General features: G+C 40.8%; 16 protein-coding genes and 2 pseudogenes. 9 read left to right on the forward strand and 9 right to left on the reverse strand.

Translation table 11 applies throughout. The annotated features are described in order from the left end of the window. Window positions 1-15 precede the first annotated feature (15 nt). Entirely contained in the window at window positions 16-903 is an 888-nt protein-coding gene (locus tag RMY63_RS28085) for a DNA adenine methylase (RefSeq protein ID WP_322731843.1), read from the forward strand. Window positions 904-1144: 241 nt separating this feature from the next. Beyond that, window positions 1145-1270 (forward strand): hypothetical protein, encoded by a 126-nt coding sequence (locus RMY63_RS28090; protein WP_416212559.1) that lies wholly within the window; start codon window positions 1145-1147, stop codon window positions 1268-1270. A 152-nt stretch (window positions 1271-1422) separates the two neighbouring features. Here the strand turns inward: RMY63_RS28090 and RMY63_RS28095 are convergent, their stop codons facing one another. The 4 genes from RMY63_RS28095 to RMY63_RS28110 all read right to left on the reverse strand — a co-directional run bounded on the left by RMY63_RS28095 (window position 1423) and on the right by RMY63_RS28110 (window position 7581). After that, the gene (locus tag RMY63_RS28095; protein ID WP_322731844.1) at window positions 1423-2193 is read right to left on the reverse strand and encodes a hypothetical protein; all 771 of its coding nucleotides are present in this window, start codon (window positions 2191-2193) and stop codon (window positions 1423-1425) included. Between the two features lie 603 nt (window positions 2194-2796). Then, window positions 2797-5538, reverse strand: coding sequence for a GAF domain-containing protein (locus RMY63_RS28100; protein WP_322731845.1), 2742 nt, complete (start codon window positions 5536-5538; stop codon window positions 2797-2799). 555 nt (window positions 5539-6093) lie between these two features. Then, complete coding sequence (locus RMY63_RS28105) at window positions 6094-6564, reverse strand: NADAR family protein (protein WP_322731846.1); 471 nt, start codon at window positions 6562-6564, stop codon at window positions 6094-6096. Window positions 6565-6807: 243 nt separating this feature from the next. After that, window positions 6808-7581 carry an SDR family oxidoreductase gene (locus RMY63_RS28110; RefSeq protein ID WP_322731847.1) on the reverse strand — a complete coding sequence of 258 codons (774 nt, stop codon included), beginning with the start codon at window positions 7579-7581 and terminating at the stop codon, window positions 6808-6810. 334 nt (window positions 7582-7915) lie between these two features. Between RMY63_RS28110 and RMY63_RS28115 the strand changes: the two genes are divergently transcribed. Next, on the forward strand, window positions 7916-8413 hold the full coding sequence (locus RMY63_RS28115; protein ID WP_322731848.1) for a hypothetical protein: 498 nt from the start codon (window positions 7916-7918) through the stop codon (window positions 8411-8413). A gap of 310 nt (window positions 8414-8723) precedes the next feature. Here the strand turns inward: RMY63_RS28115 and RMY63_RS28120 are convergent, their stop codons facing one another. Together RMY63_RS28120 and RMY63_RS28125 are read right to left on the reverse strand one after the other, a co-directional pair. Continuing rightward, window positions 8724-9260 (reverse strand): hypothetical protein, encoded by a 537-nt coding sequence (locus RMY63_RS28120; protein ID WP_322731849.1) that lies wholly within the window; start codon window positions 9258-9260, stop codon window positions 8724-8726. 372 nt (window positions 9261-9632) lie between these two features. Then, a complete protein-coding gene (locus RMY63_RS28125; protein WP_322731850.1) occupies window positions 9633-10472 on the reverse strand; it encodes a nuclear transport factor 2 family protein in 840 nt (279 codons plus the stop codon). An 84-nt stretch (window positions 10473-10556) separates the two neighbouring features. Here RMY63_RS28125 and murG point away from each other — a divergent pair, with 84 nt between their 5' ends. The 6 genes from murG (at window position 10557) to RMY63_RS28155 (ending at window position 17528) form a co-directional block, all read left to right on the forward strand. Continuing rightward, window positions 10557-11630: an undecaprenyldiphospho-muramoylpentapeptide beta-N-acetylglucosaminyltransferase gene (gene murG / locus RMY63_RS28130; RefSeq protein WP_322731851.1), complete on the forward strand. Its 1074-nt coding sequence runs from the start codon at window positions 10557-10559 to the stop codon at window positions 11628-11630. Between the two features lie 60 nt (window positions 11631-11690). Then, window positions 11691-13037: a hypothetical protein gene (locus tag RMY63_RS28135; RefSeq protein ID WP_322731852.1), complete on the forward strand. Its 1347-nt coding sequence runs from the start codon at window positions 11691-11693 to the stop codon at window positions 13035-13037. A 69-nt stretch (window positions 13038-13106) separates the two neighbouring features. Next, entirely contained in the window at window positions 13107-14618 is a 1512-nt protein-coding gene (locus RMY63_RS28140) for an NHLP bacteriocin system secretion protein (RefSeq protein ID WP_322731853.1), read from the forward strand. 22 nt (window positions 14619-14640) lie between these two features. Further along, on the forward strand, window positions 14641-14817 hold the full coding sequence (locus tag RMY63_RS28145; RefSeq protein WP_322731854.1) for a hypothetical protein: 177 nt from the start codon (window positions 14641-14643) through the stop codon (window positions 14815-14817). A gap of 115 nt (window positions 14818-14932) precedes the next feature. Beyond that, entirely contained in the window at window positions 14933-17137 is a 2205-nt protein-coding gene (locus tag RMY63_RS28150) for a hypothetical protein (RefSeq protein ID WP_322731855.1), read from the forward strand. Window positions 17138-17210: 73 nt separating this feature from the next. Then, window positions 17211-17528 (forward strand): DUF308 domain-containing protein, encoded by a 318-nt coding sequence (locus RMY63_RS28155; protein ID WP_322731856.1) that lies wholly within the window; start codon window positions 17211-17213, stop codon window positions 17526-17528. On the opposite strand, the pseudogene RMY63_RS28160 reads toward RMY63_RS28155, so the two are convergent. The 3 genes and pseudogenes from RMY63_RS28160 to RMY63_RS28170 form a co-directional block, all read right to left on the reverse strand. After that, window positions 17510-17731, reverse strand: a pseudogene (locus tag RMY63_RS28160) (VOC family protein); the annotation flags it as partial. The gene RMY63_RS28155 and the pseudogene RMY63_RS28160 sit on opposite strands and share 19 nt — an antisense overlap. Before the next feature lie 103 nt (window positions 17732-17834). Then, window positions 17835-17957, reverse strand: a pseudogene (locus RMY63_RS28165) (VOC family protein); the annotation flags it as partial. 77 nt (window positions 17958-18034) lie between these two features. Beyond that, a partial coding sequence (locus RMY63_RS28170) for a hypothetical protein (RefSeq protein WP_322731857.1) occupies window positions 18035-18229 on the reverse strand: 195 nt, incomplete at its 5' end.

An 18229-nucleotide genomic window follows, 5' to 3' on the forward strand; every position in this document is an offset into this window, starting at 1 on the left:
TTGGGTACAACAATTATGATAAAAAGTCCATTACGCTACCCAGGTGGGAAGTCAAAAGCCATTAACCAAATAGCTGAATATTTACCAGATAGTTTTTCTGAGTTTCGAGAACCTTTCGTAGGTGGTGGTTCTGTATTTATTTACTTAAAGCAAAAATTTCCTCACCTAAAAATTTGGATTAACGATTTAAACCGCGAACTATTTCTGTTTTGGAAATCTACTCAATCTCATCTACCTCAGCTAGTGGAAGAAATACGTCGTGTTAAAGATAAATACACAGATGGGAAGTTACTATTTGAGGAATTAACTACTGTAGATCCCAACAATTTATCAGATTTTGATAGAGCAGTACGCTTTTTTATTCTGAATAGAATTACTTTCTCTGGCACTGTAGAATCTGGGGGATTTTCTGAGCAAGCTTTTCATAAACGCTTTACTTACTCGTCGATAGACCGCCTGGAGAAATTAGAAAAAATTTTAACAGCAGATGTAAAGATTACTAATTTAGATTATGGTGAACTATTACACGCAGATGGTAAAGATGTATTTATATTTTTAGATCCACCTTATTTTGCTGCTACTAAATCCAAGTTGTATGGTAAAGATGGTGATTTACACACGTCTTTTGAGCATCAGAGGTTTGCTGAGTTAGTGATAGAATGTCGTCACCGTTGGCTAATAACTTACGATGACTCATCTAAAATTAGAGAAAATTTTCAAGACTCTAATGTTTTTGAGTGGGAATTACAGTATGGAATGAATAATTACAAACAAAGTAGTGCTGCCAAAGGTAAAGAGTTATTCATCACCAATTATGAAATTAGAAGTAATTTTAATATAGATGAAAACAATAATAAAGATTTTCAAGCTCATCAACAGTTGAGTCTTGAGCTTTTATTATAATCGAATGGCACTAAGATAAGCCAAAAAGTTTATTCCGGAACGCGTAAACATAAAATAGAGTTACCTCTTGTAAAAGTGGTATCGGTGAGCTACAAGTTTTCCAGACAATATGCTCACCGATTTAAAACTCTAATCGATTGCTAGCAATCGATTCAATTTATATTTACATCCCTCAACAATATTTAACCCTAGAGGAACTCCTGAAAATTTAGAACCTGGAAAAAGAAAAGGTGATGAACCATTGACTGAGCAAGTGAATTTGCGTGTCACTAAGACAATGAAAGAAGAATTGTCCACTAAGGATGATCCACCAGAATTTTGCCGCCAAGCTATCCAAGAAAAACTAGATAAGGATAAAAATAAATAACTCCAAAAAACTCACGAATGTTTTAGGAGTGCTATATAGGACTCATATTTGATTTTTGCAAAGCTAGGTACACCTTTATTCCTTCTTCCCAATCCCCATTACCCCTTATCCCCAGAGGGGGCCCCACCTTCCCCAGTCCCCAGTGCCCAGGCTCAAAAAAATAATTTGAATCGTGCTAGCTGGTTTTTAATCGTCTCTGTGAGAATTTTGTCCAGTTCTATAGTGTCTTGGAATTGCAAAATTTGCTGTGTTGGTAAATCAAAGGGAAATTCACCTTCAAAATCTGGGCGTTGCATCTGCGCTAATAGAATCTGTTCAGACCGCTTACTTTGGATGGCATAGCCAATTTCAATACAGACATTCGGACTGGGAATTAATTGGGGCGTTTCTTTACCATCAATACTAGCAATGGGCGTGGTGTCAGCTATAAATAACAAACTCTTACGGATTTTCCGCATGATTGTGCGGTTAATTCGGAAAGTAGCACCGCTAGGACGAGAGGATTCTATTAATGTTAGGGGAAGGCGCGATCGCAAGTTTAAATTGTCCAAACTTTTTCGCAGCTCCTCTTTAAGAATATTCGTCGCTGCGGCATACTCTGTTTGATAAGATAAAAAAATCGTTGGTTCTAACTGAGCCAACACCGCCTGCTTAGTGAAATAAATTTCATGACTAATTAAGTCAATGTTAGAGACGCAATAGCCACCACTACCTTCAATATAAAATTCAATATTTTCCCCTTCTAAATAGCGCCCAAACCAAGTGGATTTTTTAACTTCGTCACTGTCTTCCAAAAAGTCTGCTCGCAATGCTGATTTCAGCAGACTTTTTTTGCTTAAACGAATGTCTGGCGGACGTTTTTCCAGTTCTGGAATCGGCTCATAATCCTGTAGATACCACGCTCTGAGCGCAATTATTGACATAAGGCGCTATTTCAACTGTTTCTTACTATTCAACTTCGTATAATCTTACACCCAGAGGAGTCCCTGTTTCAGACTTCTCTTTAAACACAACAACACCCAAGCCTCTACTCGCTGAACTATCTCCTCTGTTTGTTGATCGCAGCTAGGGATGTACTAACTTCCATTACTTTTGTAAACAAGTAATGAAAATCAGTTACATTGCCCCCTAATCTTCTACATTTGAGGAAACAGCAGTTTTCGCGTTGGGTGTTGATGTATTTTGATGAGACAGATGTAAGTTAAACAGCGTCTTATACCTCTTACTAACATTTCAAATGCAGCTGTTATATCTGCCCAGGAAGCTTGTTTCTTAGCTTCTATTATTTAGATTATCACTTGTAGCTAGAAGGGATTTATTTTGCAACTAAACTTTACTTTTAAATGATTTTTAATCAAATTCAACAAGAAGGCAATAGGGAACAGGGAACAGGGAACCGCCTTTCCTTCCCTACGGAACGCACTCGCGTTCGCGCAGCGTCTCATAGAGAAGAATTCGTAGAGTGTGCGTAAGTTTTATAATCAATACTAATTCTCACCTGCATCCTCATCCCCCACTCCTTATTACTAGTTGACTATTTTGGCTGGAGGCTTGATGGGAATCTCAATCCAGAACTCTGTGCCTTTGCCCGGTTCTGAAATACACTCCATTATTCCCCCATGTTTTTCGACAATAATCTGATAGCTGATTGCTAGTCCCAATCCTGTCCCCTTGCCTACAGGCTTGGTAGTATAAAACGGGTCAAAAATTCGCTTTTTCACTTCTTCATTCATTCCGGGCCCGTTGTCAGTAATCCGAATTAACAGACGAGAGTTGTCTGCTGAGACTTTAGTGGAAATCTGGATAGTTGGAATTGGGCATGAGTTATTCTTTTTGTCACCCTGATTTTGCCGCTCCTTATTCCCTACTTCCAGAGCATCTATGGCATTGCTGAAAATATTCATAAATACCTGATTCATTTGGCCAGCATAGCATTCCACCAGTGGGATGTTGCCATAATCTTTAATGATCTCAATGCGTGGAAATTCAGCATTTCCTTTCAGCCGATGTTGTAAAATTAATAAGGTGTTGTCAATGCCTTCATGCAGGTCAACACGCTTGTTTTCAGCCTCATCCAAGCGAGAAAAATTGCGTAACGATAGCACTATTGAGCGGATGCGATCGCTTCCTACTTGCATTGAGGTCATGATTTTTGGGAGGTCTTCTACCAAAAATTCAAAATCGATCGCTTCGATCGCGGCTTTAATTTCACTATGGGGATGGGGATAGTGCAGCTGGTAGAGACGTAAAATTTCTAGCAGCTGTTCGGTGTAGTCACTGGCGTGGCACAGATTACCGTAAATAAAGTTAACGGGGTTGTTAATTTCGTGGGCGACACCCGCCACCAACTGTCCTAAGCCAGACATTTTTTCGGTCTGAATCAATCTTGTCTGTGCTTCTTGGAGTTCATGTAGGGTATGCTCTAACTGAGCAGCTTGATTTCTGGCTTCTGTTTCGGCCTCAGAGGTTTGTTCGTAGAGTTGTGCTTGTTGAATAGCGATCGCAGCCTGATCTGCTACCTGCTGCAATAAATCAATTTCTATATCCTGCCAATTTCTAGGAGCCTCACACTCATGGGCAATTAGTAAGCCCCATAGTTCCATACCCATATTAATCGGAACTATTAAGTTTGCTTGCACTTGCAGACTCTGCAAAAACTCTCGATGACAATCACTTAAAGAATCCGTTGAAAGGTTGTTAATTGCCCGTACCCTACCCTGACAGTATAGACGAGTATACTCATCAGGAAAGCATTCCGGTGGTGCATTCACTCCCAAAACAGACTGCCAATTGCCATTAATTTCTTCTACAATTACCGATTGAGTCTTGAGGTGGAAAATCAGCACTCGGTCTGAATTTAGCAGAGGACGGACTTCCCGAACGATGGATTGCAGGGTTGCTTGCAAGTCCAATGTGCGACGAATATGCTCTGTGACTTGCTTGATTACTTTGGTAAACATTAATGATTTTTCGAGTTCAGCAGTTTGCTCTTGCACCCGCAATTCTAGATTGGCATTCAGTGATTGTACCTTTTTATACATTTGTTGTTGCTGAATTGCCATTGAGAAATGATCGTATAAGGCTTGTGCCAAAAAGATGTCTTCTAACTTCCACTCAGGTGCTTGCCCCTTTTTCTGCTCTCGCCAAACCTCAAAGGAAAGCTGGGGTAACAGTTGTCGCCGATTTTGCTCGCATCGTCCCGCCCACAAGATTTCCGTTTCAAATTCAGAGCGGAAAATACTTAATACACCGATAAATTTTTCGCGGTAATGTAGGGGAATCACCATGAGTCCGCGAATCTGAGTAGAACGGAATGCTAAAGCCAAAACTCGCAAACATGGTTCTTTATAAAGGTCAGTAGTTGCCCAAATATTGCTTTGTTGAAACTCAGCCATCCAGTTTTGCCAGATGGGATGCTGTTCGATAATACTGTTATCTAACTCGTAAAAGAGTGTCGGTTGGTCGCCCCAGGTGTATAGTTCTTGAGTCTCTGCAATGTAAAGCCTGCCACCGACTCCACAGAAGGCAGTAATAACTTCTTCTAGTGCTGCTTGTAATTGGATTGTCGGCAGTTTATGCAATAGTGTGGTGACTCGATTAATAGTAGCTTCTCGCTTTTGCTTGGCGTGGGCTTCAGTCAGTAGATTACTTTGAGCGATCGCGATCGCTACCTGGTCAGCAACTTGCTGTAATACTTTTAGCTCTGGCTTCAAAATCTTTTGCGGTTCACTGTGGTGAGCTACCAACAATCCCCACAATTTAGGCTTTGCAGATGGTTCTTGTGGGTCACAATCTAAAATTGGTATTACCAACGAAGACTGCACACCCATTGCTTTTAGGTATTGAATATGGCACTGCTCTACCTGCCGATAGTAGATATTAGTTTCTAGACGTTTGCCAGTTTCTTTTGACTGTAGAGGCGATAGCCCGATTTTCTCATTTGCCACATCGACAATCGAACGTTGCCCCACTAACAAAAACATCTCTCTGGCGGCTTCTGGAATATCATCAGCTGGGAAGCGTTGACCCAATAAGGATGGCAGACGTTGTTGATGAATAGATTCTGCAATGACTTCACCACTACCATCAGCGTCAAAGCGATATATTTTCACCCGATCTGCACTCAAAAATAAACGCACTTCGCTAACAGTTGTTGTTAATATCTCTTGAAGGTCGAGCGATCGCCTGATCTGTTTTGTCATCCGGTGCAGTAAACTTTCTTGATTAAAGGTTTGCTGCAACTCGTTTGGTTTATCCCTACGTGTCATTGCTTGTATACACCATGACGAAGTATAATTTTTTATATATTTGTCCCTGAGAAAAATTTTCAACTTACAATGCTTTGATTTTCATCCTATTTCCCAAAATTCTTGCTATTAATGCACTGCTAAGGGCATACATGTATTACAAATATTTTTGGAAATGGATTAGAGAATGTTTGAAAAGTAACAGATATTTTGCTTGTTCCCTGTAACCCTTATTTATAAAGTGGATTTAGGGAGATATAAAACAGCTGTATCATTAAATACTTATCAAATCTCATCTCAAGTCTAAAGTTAAGAAATTTTTAATCATTGACATTTACAATTTTATATTCTCAATCATTAAACTATTCCAGTAATTTTACTTAATTTATAACTGGAATAATTTCTTGAAATTAAAAATATTTTTTTAACATTTTTACCCATTAATTCAATTAATTAAAATTTCTTCAAGACAATAACTAAATTATTAGTAATTTTTTAAAATATTTTTGGCTGGGGAATTTGACTATTCCCCGTTTAATTGCTGACTTGATGTTGAATGTAACTATTTTGATTAAATTATTCGTAAATTACTGTTAAAGATAGTAAATTACGAATTTCTTCACGCACACTCATAAGAGTTTTACCGAGATGGTTTTGACCACTTTTATTAGCACCACAGCCCCAAAAAGAATCAGTTGGGGAGTTTTCAACCAAAATCTCATCACCTGTCTTCAAGAGAACTTCTCTGATATCGGTATGAGTGAGAAACTTTTTGAGTACAGCTTCTCGCATAATTTGAGTTTTGACCAAATCCCAGTCTCGTCGGAGTTGGCGAGTGCTACATCTTCCCAAAGTCGCAGCTTCTTCTGGGGTAGCGGCAGTATGGATGAGAGGTATAATTGCCGCATCTGTGCTGCCGACAAACTTTTGCGCTTGATAATAATGCTCAACCGTTGGCCAGTAAGCACCCTCGATGTGGATTTCGTGGAGAGAAAAGTTAGAAAAACAGCCATAAGGCTGCCAAACCTTATAAAAGTAAATGGTCATTTGAAAATTGCTCTTTTATATATATCAATTTCACTCTAGCTGAGTAGGTAAAGCCTTAACAAACTCTCTAGACATAAACTGTAAAACTTTAGATATTTGGTGAAATTAAATATATATGTGTTATCCAGAACCCTTGTAGAGACGTAGCACTACTACGTCTCTACATTTTTTCTACCAAATATCTCTTGAGTAGAGTAAGTGAAAGGGGTAAGTTCTTTTAGAATGGGATGAGATGGGTTAGTTTTATGTTCGTCGATTAACTAGGGTAGCGCTAGCTTGGTCAACAGGCATTAGCACAACTTCATTAATATTGACATGGGGCGATCGCGTCACACAGAAAAATATCACATCAGCCACATCATCTGCTGTTAGGGGTGTAACTCCCTGATAAACTTTGTTAGCGCGTTCAGAATTTCCGTGAAAGCGTACCTCGCTAAATTCCGTTTCTACCATACCAGGATCAACGGAAGTTACACGGATTCGAGTACCCAACAGGTCTTGTTTTAAACCTTCAGAAATTGCTCTGACAGCAGCTTTGGTAGCACAGTAGACATTGCCACCGGGATAGGTTTGATGTCCGGCGATCGAACCTAAATTTACCACATGACCGCGATCGCGACTTACCATTCCCGGAACGACATAGCGGGAGACATAAAGTAAACCCTTAACGTTAGTATCAATCATGTCTTCCCAGTCTTGAAAGCTGCCTTCGTGCAACTTGTCTAAACCACGACTTAGACCAGCATTATTAATGAGAATGTCAATGTCAGACCAGGCAGAGGGTAGATTTGCAATGGCAGATTCAACAGCATTGCGATCGCGCACATCTAGTTGTAGTAAATGAATTTCAGTACTAAAATCCTTACTAAGAGTATCTGCTAGCTGCTGCAAACGTTCTAACCTTCGTGCTGCTAAAATCAGTTTTGCACCTGCATCAGCAAATATTTTTGCACAAGCAGTACCAATACCACTACTTGCACCAGTGATCAAAATGATTTGATTTTCTAGGGAAGTCATTGTTAGTTAAAAGTCAAGAGTCCAGTGTCAATTGTCCAATAATTTGGAACTCAAGCGAATTTCACTTATATCATGTCTAAGGTGACACCAGCAAAAGTTGCCCAGTTGCAAAACTATAAACATTGACGCTTGTACCTGTATCTGAGAGGATGTTTGAAAAATCGTTTTGAATACTTGAATTATCACTAATGGGGAAGTAGTGGCAGAAAAATAAGTACAAAGAACGGACGATAGAACACAGTAGCACAGCGATAGCGTTTATCATATTCATAATGTGTTGAAATCGCAAATCAAAAGTTAATCCAACAAAGAAACCGTGATAATTCGCTAGATAATGACTTGGAGAACAACATTCATCTTTATGGTACTGGCAACTCTAGTAGTAATACTTATGGGTTGGCTGACCTCAATCGGAATATTACCAATTAGTCAAGTGATTAACTATAGCGATGCTGGACTGAGATTTATTCGAGTCTGGATATTGTTAGCGATCGCAATTGGCCTTGTTATTCCTACGATTACATTTATTATTTGGTTTAAATATTCTGAAGTTCGCAAAATCTTTGGCTTCTATTTGCTAGTTATTGTTATCCAAATTGTCACTGAACATATAGCCAGTAGAGTTTTGTTTCCAAGTATAGTGGTGATTATTGGTACACTTTACACTGCATTTCGAGTTTGGCAACTTTGGTATGAGCAGCAATTCATCAAAAGTATTGATTTCTATCAAGTGAACTTTAGGATAATTAGTGGTATCTTGTGGCTGCTGCTTTTGTTTTGGTCAAGTAATTTAATTATGCTGCTGACTCTTTCGTGGCCAAGTATTTTGTAGTTTTGCAGCAATTTGGAGATTTTTGACCCACAAGCGATGTCTACAGTTTTTGCTAGCCTACGCTAATTTCAAAGGTTGTATTGCAAAAATATTTATGTACATTGCGTTGGCGTTTGGCTTCCCGTAGGGTACGAACGGGTTAATATCCAAAAACTTAGCCACTGCCTAAATATAAGCGATATTTATTAATTCTCACCCTACTGCTTAAACAGGTCATTGGAAAAAAGTATCACAGACTACAAAATAGGCTAGCGATCGCACTTTTGGAAAAACTTTGTGATCTACTGACACTCTATATAATCAGCACCGCCTAAAAATCAAGTAACTTGCTGACATCTAAACTTATATATTCCTCACGTAAATATGAAAAAATAGATTGCACATCTTTTAACTCTTCGTCATTCATTTTGTATATATGAATCTCTTTACCCCAATGTGATAACTCAAGAATGATTGACTTTTTAGTGTTTTCTTTTAAAGTCAAATCAAAAGCTTTTCCCAGAGATAAACCAAACCACTTTACTCGTCCATACTCGTCAAAAGGCTTGATTAGTAACTCGTCAACTATCGTTGGTGAAAGTTCACTAACTAAGCGAACAGGAGTATCAAGAGTTAAATGAGTAGGAGGATGGTCTATTTTCTGTAATATTCCCTTTCCCTTTGAACATATTTTTTGTTCAGCATCCTGTAATGCTTCCGCTTCTTCTCGCCAGCAGCTTAACTCAAAAAAATTACATATTGGCGCAAAAAGATGAATTAGCTGTTGATAGTGAGCTGTATGTATCGGAACCATTACACCAGATATCGGCTCGTGATCCACTCGTATCTCTATATGAGCTTCATACATATAGCAGTCCTATTTCATTTTTGAAAAAACAAAGTACATTTGTAATCTTTTAAACAATAGTGCCTGTTGCTTGTCTCAACGAGTAATTTCACAACTTATACCAATTCCAAAAATGTATATTTAATTTTGTACTAGTACTTATAACTCCAGCTGATCTTAGAGAAATATCATAGATTAAAAGTAATGCACCATCCAGCTTTTTAGTACTTGCCACTTGAAGTTATGAACTCGGAACTTCAAGTTCAGAACTCGGAACTTGAGCTTCTGAACTTGGAATTTTCAGAATTATTAAAGAACAAGTGAAGTTTAGAGTTGAACAAATATGAAACTAAAGCTACATCTCACCTTGACAGACCTATTATTAACTCCTAACTACTTCTTCACCACTTGCAGGCGCTGAGTTACCATCGTCATCCCATTACCTCGCAGGATGACGGCAGAAACCCATTGGCTACCAGGGGTAGATGGTGCTTGTGCTATTTTAAACAATCCGCCAGATGTCAGTAATTCCAAATCCACGAATGTGGGGTTAAGAAGTTTATCTGGTTGGATAGATTCTTCTAGCGCCGTTCCTAGTAGAAAATCATCACCAAGTGGCTCTTGAACGATCGCATCAAAATTATACTTCTGACCAACTTGCACCTGCTGTGGTAATTTAATATCAATTTGGGGCGGCTTGCTGCCAGAAGTAAGTAGAGTGCGTTCTGACAAAATATCTTGGCGGACTATTTTTCCGCCTTCAATGCGCTGACGCGATTTAATCGTCGCATTGAGAGCCAACTTATTACTGTTACCGGAGGGTAAGCCAGTTATCTTCGTTTCTGTTTCAGCAATAATCCCATTGGCTTCAGGTTTTGAAGATAGCAGTTTCGTGCTGTATTGCAATTTCGGATATCGTTGCCAAAGTGAAGTCAAAGACTTTTCTAGGGTTTGGAGGTTTAATCCATCGCCATGAGTGAAATTGGGGCTGTAAAATTGCAACACCCCTTTGACATCGCCCCGGCTGGCCGCTGCATCAACTTGTGTCAACAGGTTTCTCAGTTCGGCTGGTGCATTTTGGGGTGTAGTGGCTTGGGCTAATTGCTGTGGTGTCGTCGCTTGAGTGCGTTGCCAACCACTTGTTAAACCAAGAGTTAACAGGAAGGAAATCAACCAGATATTTGCTGGAAATCTGAGTTGGCGTCTTACTAAGGCGGTAATAATGTTAGTCATGGGTAAGAATTTACTGATTTGATTAGAGAAAGTAAGCAAATTGTTTTATCTTAGTTAAGCTAGACGCTAAACGGTAGAGGTTTGATGGCAAACGCACCGATACGATTATTAATAGCTGCCAGTGGGACTGGTGGACATTTGTTTCCAGCGATCGCACTGGCACAAAAACTTCCAGATTATCAAATAGAATGGCTGGGAGTACCCAATCGGTTAGAAACTCAACTTGTCCCCAAACAGTATCCTTTGAATACTATTGCAGTTGAAGGGTTTCAGCAAGGGTTTGGACTTTCCTCGGTTCGCATTTTGGGTAAACTCGCCCTTTCGATTCTAGAAGTCAGACGAATTCTCAAACAGGGAAATTTTCAAGGGGTGTTTACCACAGGGGGTTACATTGCCGGGCCAGCCGTCATTGCGGCGCGTTCTCTCGGTTTACCCGTGATTTTCCATGAATCTAATGCCTTACCTGGTAAAGTAACTCGCTTTTTTGGCCCTTGGTGTAGTGCAGTAGCCTTGGGATTTGAAGTAGCTGCTAAGTATTTACCGCGTGCCAAAAATGTCTATGTTGGTACTCCTGTAAGAGCGCAATTTCTTGATGGGGGAATTAATCCGCCATTGGATTTAGGTATTCCTGATGGTGTTCCTTTAATTGTTGTTTTTGGAGGTAGCCAGGGTGCAATTGCAATCAATAAGTTAGTGCGCGAATCTGCAAAAGCTTGGTTTGATGCTGGTGCTTATGTAGTACACTTAACTGGCGATCGCGATCCAGAAGCAGATAGTCTCAAACACCCACAATACATAGCCTTACCTTTTTACAACAATATGGCAGCCTTGTTGCAACGAGCAACTCTTGCCATTAGTCGTTCTGGCGCAGGTAGCTTAACAGAATTGGCAGTGTGTGGAACGCCAGCGATTTTGATTCCTTACCCCTTTGCCGCAGAAGACCATCAATCTTACAATGCAGACGTATTTACTTCATCGGGTGCAGCGTTAACCTTGAAGCAATCTGAGTTGACGACTGAAGTATTGCAAAGTCATGTGTTGAATTTATTGCAGTCACCGCAAGAGTTAGCAAAGATGGGGGAAAAAGCTCATGCGATCGCAGTTCCTGATAGTGCCGAAAAGTTGGCGCAGCTAGTGCGTGAGGTAATAGAAACTTAAACAATTCCAAATTCACGCATTGAACATAATAAGAGACAATAGGAATTTATTTTCCAAGTTATGAATATTTTATTTAACCAAAAATTACGCATTGCATTAGGTTGTGCTGGTTTATTACTTGTCAGTTTAGCTAGTAGCCATCTATATACTCAGTCAAAAACTAAACAGCTAGCCCATCAATATCAGTCTTTTAATAATCAGCAAGACAATTTTGTTCCACTTCAATCACAGATTTATTTTACTTCAAATAAAGTTGCTGGCCCAATTAATTTAAGGCTTCAAAATCCTTTTTTCACTCAACAAATGTCTGAAGAAATTATAGGTAAACAAAAGGCTGTTTTGTATCACTATAATCTATTAGCAGCCGCTGCACCATATTCAGTTGTTGATGAATTCAAAAAATATAAATTTAGCATTAATAGTAGCCAAATTGCTACTCCAGGAAAACTACCAAATAGTAAGGTTAAATTCAATCAAAGAGATTTATTAACCGTTCTTGTTAATACTAGAAAATATTTTCAATATTATGCTTCAAAAGACCCAGATATTATGCGTACAGGAGTGCTTGCTACTCAAGGAGTTACTGTAGCAGATGTGCTCAAAACTTTGGATTTCATGATTGCTGTTTTGAAGGAGGATATTACTAACAATCGGGCTACTCGTTTACAAGACTCTAAATTTATCAACACCAATTTTCGAGTTATCAAATGGTCTGCCTATAACCCAAAAAGTAAACAGCAAAAACAATTACGAATTACCAAATATGCTGTATTTACTCACCCTGGTTCCCGCAAGAAAACCTCTACTTTTAATATACCAATTTATAGCTTAAAAGAAAACTCTAATAACGATAAATTCTACACTCGGTACACAAAGCAAGATGTTTTGTCTGGTATTTATGAACCAGGTGGCCGAGAATTTGGAAAAGTTACAACTCTTGCTTATCTAACCAGAAATGGCTTAGAAGAAGCAATTATGGAAGGAACAATCCTGATTAATTTTACAGATGGTTATAAGGCATTTTTTAATGTAGATAGAAACAATGGAATGGCTTATATCCGCGGATTAAAGGCAACAGCACAAAAGCGTTATTGGTATTTTAGAGAAGTCAATGCTATTAAAGGCTATGGGTACAAAATAGATGCAAAAATTTCTATCAAACCCGGAGTCACTTTTGCTGGAGATGTTTTGAATATTGGTTTAGGTAAAGTTATTGTAATTGAGCATACTCAAGGTGGTCGTAAACAGCTGCAAATGGGAGTCATCGCCGATACAGGCGGAGCATTTTTACCCAATCTTTATCAACTCGATTTTTTGGCAGGTATTTTTCAGAATAAAAAAGAATTTGGGCAGAATATCAGCCAATTACCAGACTATGCTACAGCATATTTTTTAGTTAAGAAGTAAGGGACTTCCAGAGTATAAAATATACAGCGAATAGTAATGATAATCATTCTGAGGGGGGAGAGAGCCGTTATGGAATCACCTGACACATCAAGCAACGTACAGATGCCTGTTCAACAGGGTGGACAACACCCAGAATCATCAATGGGAGTTCTAGATAAGAACAAACCTGAAACCAAGCCTGATCAGTCTGAGCCGGAGCTTCAAGCATCAAACACTGTTGAAAAGAACCGGGAAATTCGGCTACGGTTACTTCCGATTGGAGTGCTGTTCATCGCCTTTGCCCTTTGGGGAGTGTTTGGGAAGATTCCCAATCGGGCTGAAGGACGTGCAGGGATTTTGATTCCTCGTTCCAGCGTTGCGATTCAGCCGCGTGAAGGGGGTCGGGTATTGACGCTGAATATTCGACCGGGTGATTCTGTAAAGATTGGGCAAGTATTAGCCACGATGGAGTTTCCTGAACTGGAGACAGAATTGCAAGACAAGCGCCATCGCCTTGCAGATCTCAAGGCACAAAACCACCAAATTGGTTCCGTTCAAACGAATCGTAGTCAACTCAATTCAAGCGCTGTAGCACAGAAGCTTCAGGCAAATTTGGGTCAGATTGAATCGCAGCGCGTGCAATTGGCGAGTAATCAGAGCCAGCGAAAAGCGTACCTCGATCACCTCAAGTACCTGCATAGCTTTAAAGCATCTACAGATGAGAGACTCTCTGCTTACAATGCTTTGGCAAAAGAGGGCGCTGTCCCTCGGATTGGATTCCAACCCTATTTCTTTCAATTCAGTCAACAAGAAGTTGCCAATTCTGTGAATCAGACGCAAGTAGCCCTTGATCGTCTTAAGGGAGAGGATGAGAGCTTGCGGGCACAGATACAAACCCTGATGGCAGCGAACGAGGCACTGACTACCGAGAAGCGCGGCATCGACCTGCAAGATACCGTCAGTGATGTGACTCGATATAATGCGATCGCTGACCAACAACGCGATATCAACACCTTACAAACTAGAATTCGTGCCAATAGCCAGGTCGTCAGTCTCTACAACGGTAAAGTTGAGGAAATTTCTGTTAATTCAGGCGAAGTCGTGCCTCCGAGTGGTCGCATCGGCAGGCTCGCAGTCGATAACCCCAATGCCAAAGTCAATGTGGTGGCACTGTTCAAAGTGGGTGATGCGAAACGGTTAGCACCAGGAATGGAAGTCGAAGTCATTCCTGATTTATACGAGCGCGAACGCTATGGTGGCATCGTTGCAAAAGTCATTCAGGTGGCTCAACAACCAGTTACCGCATCCGAATTATCCAATCTGGTCGGCAGTCAGGATCTGGCAGAGAAGCTGTTATTGGGACGCGATAAGGACGATCGCGATAAGCCTCAACCGATAAACGCCAGCGTGACGAAGGTGATCCTGGAACTGCAAACGGACTCTCATACGCCCAGCGGCTTTAAGTGGACTGAAGGTAAAGGAGCACCCAGAGCGATTACCGACGGGACAACCGCCGATGTCAAAGCTGTGATTGAGGAGCGATCGTTATTCAGTTACCTAACCCCCGCTTTTCGTTGGATTACGGGAGTGTATGGACACTAATTTGTAATTGGAGCCTCATGGTATGCAACATTCTAAAAGACGGGCAAAATGGTGGGTTTGGTGGCTGAAGTGGTGGGTAATTGCAGCCGCGATCGTGTTTATCTTGATGGTCTTTAGTGAGCCACCCCAGCTTTGGTTCTGGTTGGTCGCATTTTTTGCGCTACTTCTCTATTCTGTTGAACGCGCAATCAACGAGTGAATAAAAGATCGTCCTACAACCTCGAAAACGATGGGATGGGTCACATTTCCGGCTGAAATTTAGAGGAGAAGCAAATTCCTTGGATACTCAGTACTCAACGATCATCAAACAGGGATTGAAATTTTCACTTGGTGCCGGATTATTGGGTAGCTTTTTCTGGCATCGGGCAGACTTATTGGATAACTATGTTTATCCTATTTTCGGCTATGTTTCTGTTCTGATTGAACCTGCCGCAGGCGGCGCAATTATTGCGGGTCTGGGACGGGTCGGCGGCAGTGCTCTAGGTGGATTTATTGCTGCTATTTTGGTGAATTCATTTGGTCTCTATGGCTCAGGCTTATTTATCATTCCGCCGATTACTTTCATTCTATCTGCGTTAATTTGTGAAACCTATCGCTGGCAGGCAGCCTATTCTCAAGCAACATTGCTGGGAACGCTGATTGCAATGAGAGCAGTTGGGACATCAAATCAGCAAGATATATGGCTGTATCTAAAATCGCGTCTGATAGATAACTGGATTGGCGTTTTGGTGGGAATTGCCGTAGCACTGCTGTTTTGGCGACAGGATACTCGCACTGAGTTAAGCAGAAACTTGAAGCAGTTTTTGCAGGGTGTACCTCGTTTGTTTCACTTAATCGTGAATCAGTATGCCATGTCTCCCCAGTTAGAGAATACCGAAAATAATCATACTCCCGTTCTTTCCGCCTTCGTGCCGCCATCTTTGCTACTCGATCGGCTGACAAAAACCACACAAGCCAGCCTGACAACTTTGACAAAAGCCGCTTCTGAATTTCAGAGTCAGACGCTAACGGAGGAGAATTGGAGTGCAATTTTAACCAGTCAAAGCCAGCTTTGCCGGCAATTGGCAGATATGTTAGCTCTGGCTGATCAAAATGAGCAAACGTTAGCCCGTCAGTTTAGGGTTGAATTAAATCAGTTTGCTCAACATCTGGAAAAAAGCTGTGATCAGTTAAGCACGATCGCCCATACATTCCATCCTTTTAATCATGATCTTTCTGAACTAGAGCAAGACTTAGCCGTTATCAAAGATAAACTTAATCACCTGCGCTCCACTGGCGAAATTGGTGAATACAACATCTCAGAAACGTTGCGATTCTTTCAATTGCTCCAGCTTTTGATCCAATTTACCCAGGAGTTGCGATCGCTGCAAAATCGACTGCTCTATAAAGTGAATGTTGCTGCAACCCATCAGCGAAGGAAACTCTTGACCTTTCCGAAGCACAGGTCTATACCTATGAAGCGGGCGATCGAAATTGTTGGTATGGGCATTGCGATCGGAATGGTAATCGCCATTGTTCACCATATCGATTTCCCCTATCCTTCTGCCTATGAGACAGGGGCTGAAGTTATTATTGTTGCCCTAATTACAATACTCGTTCAACCGACACGCGGAAGGGCGATCGCGCTCAGTCTGGCTGCTGTCATTTGTTTCTGGATCAGCCTCTTCTTTATATATCTCCTGGCTATTTCCTTTGGCTATAATCCCATCACGTGCTGTGTGGTTTTCTTTTTCATTTATGTCTGCTGTGCGTTGTTGGGATTTACCCCGATTGCTCGTGTGGGTGCTATTATTGCAGCCAATTGGCTCGCAAAAGACATTTTCCCTTTCTTTTATCAGGGACTGGCAGCGGTGGTAATTGCCATTCCCTGTGGCGTGTTGATTGCTTTATTGATTACAACCGTATTCATGGGTGGCTCTGCTGCAAATGAATTAGAAAAGAGTTTTGCTCAAACCTTTAAGCAACTTGGACAGCTCTATCAATCCCTGTTAACAACTTATCTTCAGGGTGCAACCCCATCCTTAGAAATCACTCAACTGAAAGCAACCCTTGCAAAGACAATTGCTCAACATCCAATGGCTTTAAAGATTGCGGGTCTTGAGGAAGGTTCGAGTGGATTGGCAACCAAGCATAAAAATCTTTGGAATTTCTTGCTGGGTTACGAACAAACGCTTTTTGCCCAACTTGGAACATTGGCAGATGAATTGCAACAACCGATGCCCGATGCGATTCGACAACAGTATTTATCAGAATTCCAGGCGATCGCTAAAGCAACGGTCGATGCGTTTAATCAACTATCGGCAATGATTACCGCTCCAATGCTCCCGCAATTCTCTCAGGGATCATCCTTAGTCCGGGAAATTGAATCGATTGAACAGCACCTTTTGCGGCGGCGAGTTGAAAGTCGAAGCTATCCCCTCGAACAATTAATCGCGTTCAGTTCCACCTTTATGACGATGAAAGCGATCGCCAGTAATCTAAACCGAATCAGCCAGACGTTGCCAACCTATGCTCAGTAGACATGAGAGCGACTGAATCTGAAACGAGGAACAAACAATTAACTCTGGATGGTTAACGACGATCGCAGTTCTCATGATTGTTTTAGGAATAGTTGCGATCGTATTTCCCTTTGTTGCCACGATTACTTCAACCTTTGTATTTGGTTGGATCTTTATCTTTGCCGGAATTGCTCAAATCGTTTATGCCTTTCAATCTAAAGGGGCAGGTCGAGTTGCCTGGAAGCTCATTCTAGGACTTTTGTATCTTCTAGCTGGAATTCTTGTCGTAACCAATCCGCTCCAAGGGGGTGGTCGCCGAGATACGTGCAAAATGGGACACGTTGTAAAGTTTGGTAAAGAAATCGGGTTGAAACCATTGATTTTAGGTTCAGTGTGGCCATCAAAGTCATAGAAATAGAAGCCACGACCTTCATTCCAGTGGTTAATTTGTCCTTTATTCTGATGCATGGGGTCGCTAGTGTATTCAATACCTGCCTCTTTGACGCGTGCAAAAATTGCATCAAATTCTTCATCACTGACATGGAACGCATAATGATAATGATGTGGCTCAAACGCTTCAGCGTCAGCGAAGTCGAGCGTTAATGCATCATTTATAGCAGTCGAAGCATAGGTTAGGACTATGTTGGTTGCTGAAACCTTTGATAATACTGAGTTTCTACTCAGCACTCAGCACTCAGCACTCAGCACTTTGCTATATATGCACAGCAGCGAAGTGACCAACGGGAAGCTCGACCTCTAAACCGAAAATTTTTGCAAAGAACCTCGCCGATGCTTCTTTGTCATGTACGGGCACTATGGTGTGATTTAGAGTAATTGTCATGTCACACCTCCCCTCCTAATTTTGGTAGTAATCCATATCAACTCTCTATTTAGAGTCGATCGCAACAATGTTCCTTTCTATTTTATCTTTTCAGCGCTAACACCAGAGTAAATATATCGAAATTCTATCTTCGCTGTATTTGGAACACCTGCAAACACTAAGATACAACGCTTCAATAAGCAAACCTGATAACTAGTATTAGGTTTACTGTAGTAATAAAACTTGATTAAAAATTGTAAAGCAGTGTAAAGTAATCTCACAGGCAAAAACAA

It is taken from the genome of Nostoc sp. ChiQUE01b, from assembly GCF_034531255.1.
In the GTDB taxonomy this organism is placed as follows: Bacteria; Cyanobacteriota; Cyanobacteriia; order Cyanobacteriales; family Nostocaceae; genus Nostoc.

What these genes read in the sequence shown, in the direction of transcription:
- RMY63_RS28145 (WP_322731854.1), top strand. Translation starts at nt 14,641, where the DNA reads ATGCAACATTCTAAAAGACGGGCAAAATGGTGGGTTTGGTGGCTGAAG.
- RMY63_RS28155 (WP_322731856.1), top strand. Translation starts at nt 17,211, where the DNA reads ATGATTGTTTTAGGAATAGTTGCGATCGTATTTCCCTTTGTTGCCACG.
- RMY63_RS28100 (WP_322731845.1), bottom strand. Translation starts at nt 5,538, where the DNA reads ATGACACGTAGGGATAAACCAAACGAGTTGCAGCAAACCTTTAATCAA.
- RMY63_RS28085 (WP_322731843.1), top strand. Translation starts at nt 16, where the DNA reads ATGATAAAAAGTCCATTACGCTACCCAGGTGGGAAGTCAAAAGCCATT.
- RMY63_RS28135 (WP_322731852.1), top strand. Translation starts at nt 11,691, where the DNA reads ATGAATATTTTATTTAACCAAAAATTACGCATTGCATTAGGTTGTGCT.
- RMY63_RS28095 (WP_322731844.1), bottom strand. Translation starts at nt 2,193, where the DNA reads ATGTCAATAATTGCGCTCAGAGCGTGGTATCTACAGGATTATGAGCCG.
- RMY63_RS28115 (WP_322731848.1), top strand. Translation starts at nt 7,916, where the DNA reads ATGACTTGGAGAACAACATTCATCTTTATGGTACTGGCAACTCTAGTA.
- RMY63_RS28120 (WP_322731849.1), bottom strand. Translation starts at nt 9,260, where the DNA reads ATGTATGAAGCTCATATAGAGATACGAGTGGATCACGAGCCGATATCT.
- RMY63_RS28105 (WP_322731846.1), bottom strand. Translation starts at nt 6,564, where the DNA reads ATGACCATTTACTTTTATAAGGTTTGGCAGCCTTATGGCTGTTTTTCT.
- RMY63_RS28140 (WP_322731853.1), top strand. Translation starts at nt 13,107, where the DNA reads ATGGAATCACCTGACACATCAAGCAACGTACAGATGCCTGTTCAACAG.
- RMY63_RS28110 (WP_322731847.1), bottom strand. Translation starts at nt 7,581, where the DNA reads ATGACTTCCCTAGAAAATCAAATCATTTTGATCACTGGTGCAAGTAGT.
- murG (WP_322731851.1), top strand. Translation starts at nt 10,557, where the DNA reads ATGGCAAACGCACCGATACGATTATTAATAGCTGCCAGTGGGACTGGT.
- RMY63_RS28125 (WP_322731850.1), bottom strand. Translation starts at nt 10,472, where the DNA reads ATGACTAACATTATTACCGCCTTAGTAAGACGCCAACTCAGATTTCCA.